1 protein-coding gene is annotated in these 600 nt (G+C 60.4%); it reads left to right on the top strand.

All coding sequences use genetic code 11. From position 1 onward, the window contains the following. Positions 1 to 600: DUF3394 domain-containing protein (locus AC1DT3_RS23585; RefSeq protein WP_477467571.1), on the top strand; the 600-nt coding region annotated here is incomplete at both ends.

Raw genomic sequence — 600 nt, 5'->3', positions numbered from 1 at the left:
ACCTTGCTCTTCACGCTCATCATGACCGGAATCGTCTGCATCCTGATGGGCTGTGGTATCCCGACCACGGCGAACTACATCATCATGGTCACGATCGCGGCACCGGCGCTCGTCGTTCTCGGCGTTCAGCCGATCGTGGCGCATTTCTTCGTCTTCTATTACGGCGTGCTGGCGGACATCACGCCGCCCGTGGCGCTTGCGGCTTATGCCGCGGCCGGCATGGCGGGAGCCGATCCGTTCAAGACGGGAAACACAGCATTTCGACTGGGATTGGGTAAAGTGCTTGTCCCATTCGTGTTCGTCTTCTCGCCGTCGCTCCTGCTTGTCGTACCCGAATTCACATGGGCGGATTTCGCGCTCGCGTTCCTCGGTTGCGCGCTTGGCATTACCTGCCTCAGCGCGGCGCTTTMGGGCTGGTTCCTGGTGAGGACGCAAACTTGGGAGCGCGTCGTGCTGATCGTCGCTTCGATCCTCTTGATCGCGCCGGAGATCTATTCGTCGCTCATCGGTCTTGCAATGCTCATTCCGATTTTGGTGAGACACGTGATGGCATGGCGTGCCGCGTGGGGCACCGGCATCGAGCCGGACATGAGCCGAGGT

The organism is Microvirga sp. P4_G7 (assembly GCF_056401005.1).
The sequence above is the reverse complement of the archived record's forward strand: the minus strand, read 5'-3'. Positions and strand labels throughout refer to the sequence as shown.